Here is a 2,492-nt window from a genome sequence, read left to right as displayed (position 1 = left end):
CGAGCGCCTCGACCTCGACGGCGGCTACTACTACAGGCCCACCGTCATCGCCGACCTGCCCAACGACTCCCGGGTCGTCCAGGAGGAGGTCTTCGTGGCCAGGGCCGACGGCGGTTCGCTGCTGATGGTCTCCGGGACCCGTGCCGAGGTGCGTGAGGGCTCCGCCCTGGGCGGTGCGTCCTGGGTGGCGGTGGCCGTCGCCGACCGTCCCGTGGGCAAGGGGCACGCGCGCGTGCAGCTCGGCGCCGTCGTGGACGAGGAGGTCGCCCGGTACGCGGCCGGTGCCCTGGTCGAGGAGCGCGAAGAGGTGCACTGGGGCGGCGGGGACGTCGTCGCGCGGCGGGTCGAGCGGCTGGGCGCGGTGGAACTGGCGGTACGGCCCCTGGCCGACGCCGACCCCGCTCTCGTACGCGAGGCACTGCTCGACGGGCTGCGGCGCGAGGGGCTCGGACTGCTGAGGTGGTCGGCCGAGGCGGACGTACTGCGCCGGCGGCTCGCCTTCCTGCGCCTGCACCTGGGCGACCCGTGGCCGGACGTGTCCGACGACGCCCTCCACGCGCGCGTGGACGAATGGCTGGAGCCCGAGCTGGGCCGCGCGCGGCGGCGCGCCGGTCTCGCGCGGATCGACGCCGGGAAGGGGCTCGCCCGGCTGCTGCCGTGGGCGTCCGGCGAGGCCGCGCGCCTCGACGAGCTGGCGCCGGAGCGGATCACCGTGCCCAGCGGCTCGGCGATCCGTGTCGACTACTCCCGCCCCGAGCAGCCCGTCCTCGCGGTGAAACTGCAGGAGATGTTCGGGCTCCAGGAGTCGCCGGCCGTCGCGGGCGTACCCGTCCTCGTCCATCTGCTCTCCCCGGCCGGCAGGCCCGCCGCCGTCACCGCCGACCTCGCGTCCTTCTGGAAGGACGGCTACAGGGGTGTACGCGCGGAGCTGCGGGGCCGGTACCCGAAGCATCCGTGGCCCGAGGACCCGGCCACGGCCGAGCCGACGCGGCACACCAACGCCCGGCTCAGGCGGTGACCGGTTCCGGTTCGCTGTCGCGGGCGGGCGCCGGGTCGGCCGGGCGCCGGCCGCGCGCCTCCAGCCACAGCGAGAGCGACAGCAGCACCACGCCGAGGACCAGGAAGCCCCACGGCAGGTAGGACGTCATCAGCAGGACCAGGGTGCGGTTGGACTTGACGAGGGCGACGGTGTGCTCGATGTAGTCCTCGCGCATCTTCACGTGGCCGGCGAACGCGGTCACCTTCCCCCGGCCGCCGAGCAGCGTGCCGCCGCGCAGTTCCTCCTTGTGGATCTCCTCGCCGTAGACCGGTGCGCCGGTCAGCGGTTCGACCCAGAACCTGCGGACCGTGGTGTACCAGATGGTCGTTCCGGTCTTGGCGACGGACTCGGGGGTGATGCCCGCGACGGGCATGATCTTGGGGAACCGGACCTGGGTCCACGGAACGGTCTGCTCGAAGTAGTAGACACCGACGCCCCGGAAGTTCCTGGTGCCCTTGTAGTGGATGGGGGACGTGGTCCGGGTCTGCGCGTCGAAGTACTGGTAGTCCCGTTTCTCCGTCAGGAACGGCCACTTGAACTCGATGCCCCGGCGTCTGACCGGATCGCCGTCGACCATCTCGCCCGTGGCGTGGACGGGTTCCTGGGAGTGTGCGTCGAAGATGTAGCGCTCGGGGATCTTGGAGATCATCTTGCCGTCGGGGCCCTGGGCGTAGGACAGGCCGTCCCAGACGACCACGTCCCGGTGCGCGGTCCGCTCGATGGCCTCGGATGCCTCCACGTTGCCCTTGAGGGTCTGCACGATGGTGACCTTGGAGACCTTCCTGGCCTTCATCGAGGCGTCGAGGACGGTCGCGCCCTTCGCCTCCAGCACCATGTCCTGGTACTGGTTCGCCGGGATCTTCGCGAGGCGCGGGAAGGCGTACCAGCGCAGCAGCGGGGAGAGCGCCGCGAAGAACACGGCGAGGGCGAGCAGGACCAGGGCGGCCTTACGACGCATCTCGGCCTCCTTGGTGGGCGGTCCGGACGGCCGGGCGGTCCGGGCGGACGGTTCGCGGGCGGTTCACGGGTGCGCCGGCACCGTCGTCAGCATGGGCTTCGGAGAGGTCGTCCCCGTCGGTGTGCCCAGCGCGGTGAGGGTGAGGACCAGGGCGAACGCGAGCGCGAGACCGGTCGTGGCGGCGATCAGGGCGCGCATACGGACCTCCCGGCGAACAGAACTGATAGGTCGTCAGGTCCGGCACGGTAGCAACGGGCGGCAGAGATGAGAACACGTCGTACGACACCGGCGGCGCCCCTCGCCGTGAGGGGCGCCGCCGGAGTGTGCGGACGGGTACTGCGGCCGGGGTTACGCGGAGGGGCTCGCCGACGTGCTGGACGAGGTGCTGGGCGACGTGCTGGGCGAGGTGCCGGCTTCGGGGCTGGGCGAGGTGCTCGGGTCGGTGCTGGGCGGCGTCGTCTCGACGGCGGCCACCGTCAGTTCGACCGTCAGCGT

The 2,492-nt window shown here is 72.2% G+C and carries 3 protein-coding genes; 1 reads left to right on the top strand and 2 read right to left on the bottom strand.

Going from position 1 to position 2,492, the window contains the following annotated elements; translation table 11 throughout:
• The coding region (locus tag ABZT03_RS43765) for an ATP-dependent helicase C-terminal domain-containing protein (RefSeq protein ID WP_356049835.1) at positions 1 to 1,018 on the top strand (1,018 nt) is incomplete at its 5' end.
• Here ABZT03_RS43765 and ABZT03_RS43760 read toward each other — a convergent pair.
• Both ABZT03_RS43760 and ABZT03_RS43755 read right to left on the bottom strand, forming a co-directional pair.
• Positions 1,008 to 1,997 carry a DUF3068 domain-containing protein gene (locus ABZT03_RS43760; protein WP_356049834.1) on the bottom strand — a complete coding sequence of 330 codons (990 nt, stop codon included), beginning with the start codon at positions 1,995 to 1,997 and terminating at the stop codon, positions 1,008 to 1,010. The two genes, ABZT03_RS43765 and ABZT03_RS43760, sit on opposite strands and share 11 nt — an antisense overlap.
• A gap of 63 nt (positions 1,998 to 2,060) precedes the next feature.
• Positions 2,061 to 2,195, bottom strand: a complete 135-nt coding sequence (locus tag ABZT03_RS43755) for an SPW_0924 family protein (RefSeq protein WP_356049832.1) — start codon at positions 2,193 to 2,195, stop codon at positions 2,061 to 2,063.
• Positions 2,196 to 2,492: the final 297 nt, after the last annotated feature.

Source organism: Streptomyces sp. NPDC005574, from assembly GCF_040605435.1.
In the GTDB taxonomy this organism is placed as follows: domain Bacteria; phylum Actinomycetota; class Actinomycetes; order Streptomycetales; family Streptomycetaceae; genus Streptomyces.
The sequence above is the reverse complement of the archived record's forward strand: the minus strand, read 5'-3'. Positions and strand labels throughout refer to the sequence as shown.